Annotated in this window: 5 protein-coding genes and 1 pseudogene; all 6 read right to left on the bottom strand. The window is 33.8% G+C overall.

Annotated features, from left to right (window positions below):
* The coding region (locus tag B3J44_RS08370) for a glycoside hydrolase family 5 protein (protein WP_286967757.1) at nt 1-944 on the bottom strand (944 nt) is incomplete at its 3' end.
* Between the two features lie 11 nt (nt 945-955).
* Entirely contained in the window at nt 956-2,188 is a 1,233-nt protein-coding gene (locus tag B3J44_RS08365; RefSeq protein WP_286967755.1) for a glycoside hydrolase family 27 protein, read from the bottom strand.
* A gap of 80 nt (nt 2,189-2,268) precedes the next feature.
* On the bottom strand, nt 2,269-3,528 hold the full coding sequence (locus tag B3J44_RS08360) for a fasciclin domain-containing protein (protein WP_286967753.1): 1,260 nt from the start codon (nt 3,526-3,528) through the stop codon (nt 2,269-2,271).
* 99 nt (nt 3,529-3,627) lie between these two features.
* Nucleotides 3,628-4,686 carry an IPT/TIG domain-containing protein gene (locus B3J44_RS08355; protein WP_286967752.1) on the bottom strand — a complete coding sequence of 353 codons (1,059 nt, stop codon included), beginning with the start codon at nt 4,684-4,686 and terminating at the stop codon, nt 3,628-3,630.
* Nucleotides 4,687-4,707: 21 nt separating this feature from the next.
* A complete protein-coding gene (locus tag B3J44_RS08350) occupies nt 4,708-6,270 on the bottom strand; it encodes a RagB/SusD family nutrient uptake outer membrane protein (protein ID WP_286967751.1) in 1,563 nt (520 codons plus the stop codon).
* Between the two features lie 11 nt (nt 6,271-6,281).
* Nucleotides 6,282-7,118: pseudogene (locus B3J44_RS08345) on the bottom strand (SusC/RagA family protein); the annotation flags it as partial.

Raw genomic sequence — 7,118 nt, 5'->3', positions numbered from 1 at the left:
CTTAAATATTCTCGGACTTTAATTCCAGATTCTTTTAAATCCTCGTCTTTCCATTTCCCATCAGATTTAGCTGTTTTTTTTAGAATAGAACAAGTTTCATCCTTATCTGATACCGACCATGTAATCCAGCTTAATTTCCGAGCTTCCATCCAATCAATGTATTCTTGCCAAGCTTTATAATTTAACGGTCCATCTCCAGAAGCCTCCATTCCTGCCGATTCTGAAATAAAAACTGGCAAGCCGCTTTTAATAGCTCTATCTGTTCTATCTCGTAATTCTTTACCATGCGTAGCGGCATAAAAGTGCATTGTATACATTATATTGTTATATCCTCTTATTGGATCTTCGGCAGGCAAATCAATATCCTGATCCCAATGAGGACAACCTACTAAAATTATATTATTAGGATCGTTTTCTCGAATAACTTTGATAACTTCTTCTGCATAGTTCTTTACTTCCCACCAAGTTTCATAATCTGGCTCGTTGAATACTTCATATATTATATTAGGATACTTGGCGTACTTTTTTGACATTTCTGCAAAAAATGCCGTAGCTTCTTTAAGGTTTATATTATGACTATGCCAATCTATAATTACATATATATCAGATTTTATAGCGCCATTTACAACAGCCTCGATTTTTTCTTTAGAAAACTGAGGATCGTTTATATAGGAGTAATCTCCTAATTCGATTCCCATTGCGGCGCGAACTACATTACAATTAAAATCTTTTTTTAACCAGCTTACTGCTTTTTCATTATAAAATCTCGGCCACATGCTGTGCCATCCAAAACTTAAACCACGGAGCACAATTGGATTATTTTCTTTATCTACAAGTTGAGTTCCAAGAATACTTAATTGCCCATGTTTTTTAACGAATTGTGCTTTTGAAACATTTACACATAGCAAAAGAAAAAAAGCAGCATACCAAACCTTTGATTTCATATTATATAGCTTTAAGGGATTAATTTTAAGGTAACAACATCATGAGAAGCTATTTCGGTTATAAAAGCTTTCTTCGTATTTCCTATTTCTTTGTTTTTCCAAAGATCTTTTATTTTGAAAACTGTTTTACTAAAATCAGCTTCGTATCCAAAATCGACATCTTTGATATTGTTTTTCTTCCAATCAAAACTAACTTTTTTTGAGGTTTCAGTTCTATTTACAAAACTCACCGCCCAAGCCCCGTCTGAAAGTGGTTTTACCCAAACCTCTACTCCATATAAAATTGCACATTTAAATCCCTGAATTCCAAGTTTATCTTGATTTACCGAAAGTAATTCTTTATTGGTTAAAATTGCCAAAGTTTCTTTAGACATTTTTCGATAATCGTTTCCTGTAAATAAAGGTGACGAAAGCATACACCACATTGCAAAATGCGTTTTATCTTCTGTATTATTCATTTCGTTTCCAACTTCCATCATATCAAAATCATTCCAATGATCTGGACCTGAATATTTACGGATATCTTTTCTCATATCTGCAATTTTCATGAATCCCCAAGATGACCAATTTTCCGGATGTTTGAATTCGCAGTCAAAACAAGGATAAATATCTCCAGAAATTCTCCAAAGATTTCCAACTGGTTTTCCCCACTCCCACGGTTGATTATCTCCCCATTCGCAAAGACTAAAAACAATTGGCTTTCCTGCAGTTTTGAGCGCATTACTCATGGTTGTATAAGCCTCTTTTGCAGTAATTCCTTCTGTATTACACCAATCGTATTTCAAGAAGTCTATTCCAAGTTTTGCATAAAATCTAGCATCTTGATATTCATAACCTCTTGTTCCCGGATAACCAGCACAGGTTTTTGTTCCTGCGCAATTGTACAATCCAAATTTCAAACCTTTACTATGTACATAATCGATAAGTGCTTTCATTCCGTTTGGAAATTTTTCTGGATCTGGAACTAAATCACCATTTACATCCCGTTCGTGCGTCATCCAGCCATCATCTAAAACAATATATTTATAACCTGCGGCTGCTAAACCAGAAGAGACCATAATGTCTGCCGTTTCTTTCACCAACTTTTCGTCTATATTAGTTGCAAAAGTATTCCAAGAATTCCAGCCCATTGGAGGCGTCATTGCAAGGCCTTGAAATTTTCCGCCTTGTTGCGTGTGCGTATTTCCTTGACTAAAAGTAAAACTCGAAACACTTAAAAGAAACCCTAAAATTATTTTTTTCATTCTTTATCTATTTTAAAAAAGATATTCCCTAATTTCTCAATTAGGGAATACCTCAAACTAACTCATAACAAATATTATTTTTATAAAAACCCGATGTCGTCTATGTAAAAAGCACTAGATGGAGTAATTGTTCCTCCTGAAAACTCTTGAATAAACACACTATCAAAATTTCCATCAGTCAAAAGTTCAGGGTGTAAAGCTGAAATAGGAATTGAAATATTATTCCATTGTCCAGGAATTAACGTTACAGTTGTACCTTTAGCAGAATCACCCGTATCACTATTTATGGTAACCATAATTTTAGTGCTTTCGGTTGGAAATATAGACATTTTAACAAATTGATAATCTGCAGCGTTAAGAAGAAGATCTGAGTGCATGAAAAGTCCGCTCCAAGCTTCTGCAACTTTCTTAATTGCATATGTTCCTCTGCTAACTTTTTCTGTGCTTTCCCAGGTGATGTCTCCTCCCCAGCCCCAGCCCCAGCCTTTCAGTGAGTCTTCGTATAATAAATATTTAAGGCCTATACCACTTGGAGCAGAAACTCCAAATTCAGTCTCTACAACAATAAGCGCATACGAATCAAAATCTGCTGGAACAGTTGCTTTTATTTCTGTTTTAGACACTACAGTAAATGTAGCTTCAGAAGATCCAAACTTAACCGTTTTAACTTTTACAAAATTCTGTCCTGTAATAGTAATAACATCTCCAGCAGAAGCTAAAACTTGTGACAAACTTGTAATTGCAGGAGCTGGAGGAGTTAACACAATTACATTATCCAAAACATTTACAAAACCATTCGTACCATAATAATCAAGTCCTGGAGCCGCTTTATCGGATCCATTAACTTTTAAAACATTATTAGTTACGTTAATGCTTAGTAAATATAAATCAGGATTTACGGCATTTGCCATTGTTGCATAATCTCCTGTTGTTAAATAATCAGCTTCAACACCTTCAAGTTTAGCTACTCTTTTTTTAACACCTTTAACTACATGACTTAAAACAAGTTGCTTTAGATCATCTACTGGAACTAAATTGATATCTGGATATCCTAAATCATTTACATAACCATTCGCTACTAAATAAGCGTCTAGAGCTGTATTATTAGGAACAAAATAAGTAAAATCATCAGGTGTATTTAATGACGATTCTAAACCAGCAAGTTGGATTGCTTTTGCAAACGTACTTAAATTGCTATTTGCCAAGACTAATCCGTATGCTGTATTGTAATTTTGTTGCGCCCCACCTATATCTTGAATATCATTATCACAAGAAGAAGCTGCTACAAGCAAAAAGACACATACAGCAATATGTTTTAATTTATTATATATATTTTTCATAAATTCTCTTTTAGTTTTTTAATTATGAATTTTAATAAGTAAACCCGATTAACAATCGGAATTTATTTTTCGAATTCGTCACAATTATTTTAATACCAATCAAATATCATCAAGTAAGATTGTGTTTCCGCCAAAGCCACCAAATTCTTGCCATCCAATTTTGCTTAATACAGCTGGATTACCTACATCGCTAAAAGGAATTTCTATATATGTCCATGAATCCGATTTAAATTCTACTACCTTAAAATTATTATCGGCATCTCCATTAATAAAAAACTTTACTTTTCCAGCTTTTGCACCCTTAACAGAGAATCTAACCGCTTTAAATTTATCGGTATCTGTAAAATTCCAAGAAGCAAGTGCAATAAGATAACCATCCCACTCACCAGATTTCCATTCAATACATTTAGTACCTTGACTAGCATCTTTAGAATAAGCCAAATCAAAAGAATTGGTTCCATCCCATTTCTCGTCCCAACCCCAAATATTGGTTGGAGCATCATCATAAATTTCACTTCCTAATGCTTGGCTAGCAACAGTTGTTCCTGAAACATTTGTTACAGATAGATATTTATATTTGAAGTCATCTGGAACTTTTACTTTTATTTCAGTCAATGTCGATTCAATAGGCTCAACTTTTGTAGCTCCAAAATTTACAGAAGGACGCAAAAAGTATTCTCCCGTAATTGTAATTATGTCTCCTGCATTAGGGTTAATTGGAAATCCTTTAATAGTAGGACTTGGAGGTCGAATTGCTATTTTATAGTTTAAAGTACCAAGATTGGTAACTATTTTCATTTCGTCCATTTCGTTATAATATGGCGTTTTTTGATCTACCAACACAACGATCGCGTTATCTGTTACGAAAGTCGGATTAAAATAAGATTCTAACCCATTGAATGAAATTGATTTTAATGTAGCAAAACCAGATCCTCTAATGATATAATAATTTCCTGCATTAATAATATCTGTAGGAACATCTACCTGTCTGTCTCCTTCAACCAAAGGATCATCAATAACAGATTTGCTAATTCCTGTTACTGCAAGTTTTCCAGATGAACCTCCAGAATCATCATTTGAACAAGAAGCGAACAGCAAAATTGAAACTGAAGCCAAAAAATACAACTTCAATAACATTCTATCTTTTATATTTTTCATAGTGATTTACTTTTTAAAAAATTATTTAAAATTGTAAGGAACCGGTGCCTCTTTCAACTTTGGATTTTTTCTAACTTCAATATCTGGTTTTGGATAAGTAAAATCTGTTGGAGTTGGTGTATAATGCATTACTCCTTGAGAATCAAAACCTCTATCTTGCTGAGAAATAATATTAATTGCTTCTTGACGCGGAAGTCTTCCTAAGTCAAACCAAAATTCTCCTTCAAAAGCAAATTCAACTCTTCTCTCGTGAAATAAAGCTGTTTTTGTCAAAGGAACATTATTTCCTAAAATACCAAGACCTGCTCTCTGTCTCACCATATTGTATGAGTCTTTTGCTGCTGCATTGGTAGTTTCATCAGCTCCAGCCATAATTGCTTCTGCATAAATCAATAAAAGGTCTGCATAACGCATAATATAATTGCAATTATTCATTCCTCCCCATGAATCTGCTGGACCTGTTTCGCTAGTAGCTTGTCCTACAACATATTTTTTAACCGCAGCACCAGTGTTAGCCAATATATCTCCGTACTTATCTTTATCTACTACAAAACCTATTTGCCCGTCTGCCTTCAGATTAGGATAAGAATCGCCATAAACCATAAAAGATTCTTTTCTTCTTAAATCGCCTATTTCAAAAGCATCTTGCACATCGTTACTTGGCACATATGTAGCACCATAAGATGCATTATCATTCAGAATATCTAAACCATATTGAATGTTAGAAAAGTTTCCTCCTCCGTAAGTGTTTATAGCACCAGACCATTGCCAAGAATAAATTGATTCTTCGTTGTTATTTTTGCTAGTCAAAAACAAATCTGCAAAATTTGGCAACAAAGCAAACTCTCCTGAATTGATAACCTTCTCAGCCATTAATTTAGAATCTGAGTATTTTTTTTCATATAAATACACTTTAGCCAAAAATGCTTCTGCAGAACCTTGCGTTACAAAAATATTGTCTCCACTAGCAGATCTTGATCTGATTTTTGATTTTAGATTTGCCACTGCAAATTTGAAGTCGTTTTCAATGAATGTATAAACATCTTCAATTCTGTTTGTATTAACTAACGGGTCTTTTGCTAAAGCTAAATTATCTTCAATAATCGGCACTGGCCCGTACAAACGAACTAAATAAAAATAAGCTATCCCTCTAAAAAAGTGCGCCTCGGCAATAGTATTTTTAATTACATCGCGGCTCACAGCTGAAGTAGCATTTTTCTCTATATTATTAATTAAATTATTAGCCTGAGCTACAATTGCAAAACAAGCTCTCCAAGGATCTAATAAAATTGGACTGTCAGAAGTTAACTTAAATTGAATAAGTTCTGGTCCATCTGCATAAGCTAAGCAGTTTCCTGACGACAACTCAGACAATGCATAAAAATTTTTAGTATAATAAGGTGCCCACATTGCTCCATACATACCATAAGTAGTACGCGCCACTTGCTCGTCGCTATTATAAAACTGGTCACTGCTGTAACTATCTTCAGATGGACGATCCAAGAAATCTTCGCTGCAAGAAGTAGTTGCCAAACCTAGTGTCAAGAATAAAACGAATGTCTTTATATTGATATATTTTTTCATAAGAGTAGTAATTAAAATTCTAAATTCAATCCAAAAGTGAAACTACGATTGGTTGGGTAACGACCAGAATCAATTCCTGATAATAATGGATCTTGATTATATGATCCGATCTCTGGATCATAACCTGTATATTTAGTAAATGTGTAAAGATTTTGAATACCTAAGTAAAATCTTAGTTTACTAATACTCGCTTTCGAAATAACATCAGAAGGCATGCTATAACCAAAAGTTAATTGCTGAATTCTTAAGTATGATCCATCTTCTACGTAACGATCAGAAATTGCAATGTTTGGATTTCCGTCTCCACCATCAGGTCTTGGATATTTTGCATTTGGATTTTCTGGTGTCCAGAAATCTGCAGCTTCAGCCAATTGATTTTCATACAAACGTTGGTTTTTTGTACCAGCACGTCTAGTTAAATTCATTACTTTATTTCCGTAAGATCCTTGTAAAAAGACTCCTAAATCTAAATTTTTGTAATTGAAAGTATTGTTGAATCCATAAGTGAATTTTGGTTGCGGATTACCGATGTACGTTAAATCCTTCTCATCAATTAAACCGTCTTTGTTTTGATCTACGTATTCAATATCTCCTAATTGGCTTTTTACAGCTTTATTTCCTGTAAAAGGAATTGGTGCATTTGCCAATTGCTCATTGGTTCTAATAATACCAACTGATTGGTATCCGTAAAACTGACCAACTGCCTGACCAACCACTGTTTTGGTAACTGCTTTAGTAGTATAATCATTAAGCATTACATCTTTTGTCAAATCAAAATTATCTTGTAAGCTCAATAATTTATTTTTATTTGCAGAGAATATTACTTTTGAATTCCATTTAAAATCTTT

The organism is Flavobacterium sp. UBA4854 (assembly GCF_002399805.1).
GTDB classification, from domain to species: domain Bacteria; phylum Bacteroidota; class Bacteroidia; order Flavobacteriales; family Flavobacteriaceae; genus Flavobacterium; species Flavobacterium ginsengisoli.
Note: the sequence above shows the minus strand (reverse complement) of the source record. Positions and strands in the feature narration are given on the sequence as shown.

Excerpts from the sequence above, each read along its gene's own strand:
- B3J44_RS08350 (WP_286967751.1), bottom strand. The coding sequence starts at position 6,270 with ATGAAAAAATATATCAATATAAAGACATTCGTTTTATTCTTGACACTA.
- B3J44_RS08365 (WP_286967755.1), bottom strand. The coding sequence starts at position 2,188 with ATGAAAAAAATAATTTTAGGGTTTCTTTTAAGTGTTTCGAGTTTTACT.
- B3J44_RS08360 (WP_286967753.1), bottom strand. The coding sequence starts at position 3,528 with ATGAAAAATATATATAATAAATTAAAACATATTGCTGTATGTGTCTTT.
- B3J44_RS08355 (WP_286967752.1), bottom strand. The coding sequence starts at position 4,686 with ATGAAAAATATAAAAGATAGAATGTTATTGAAGTTGTATTTTTTGGCT.